Origin of the sequence: Microbacterium maritypicum MF109 (assembly GCF_000455825.1) — a bacterium.
GTDB lineage: Bacteria > Actinomycetota > Actinomycetes > Actinomycetales > Microbacteriaceae > Microbacterium > Microbacterium maritypicum_A.
Map to the genome: position 1 here is coordinate 1 of NZ_ATAO01000028.1, position 352 is coordinate 352.

Sequence of the window (352 nt, forward strand, 5' to 3'; positions counted from 1 at the left end):
GAACCAGTTCATCGACGACGAGAACGGCGTCGCGACGTTCGGGCCGATCACCGCAGGGATCACCAGCAGCTACTCGGTGTCGGTGCTGGCGTCGAACAAGGTGCCGGGTCAGCCGGCGACACTGGTCGGCTGGGTCGACTTCAACCGCAACGGCGTCTTCGACGCGAACGAGGGGGCATCCGCGGTGGTCCCGGCGGGAACGCCCGACGGATCCTCGGTCACGCTCACCTGGCCGGGAATCATCGCACAGACCGTCGCGGGACCGACCTTCGCGCGGTTCCGGATCTCCAGCGGCACCGCCCTGACCACCTCCATGCCCACGGGCGCGGGAGGGGTGGGCGAGGTGGAGGAC

1 protein-coding gene is annotated in these 352 nt (G+C 69.3%); it reads left to right on the forward strand.

Translation table 11 applies throughout. From position 1 onward, the window contains the following. Positions 1-352: GEVED domain-containing protein (locus L687_RS42675; protein ID WP_040569577.1), on the forward strand; the 352-nt coding region annotated here is incomplete at both ends.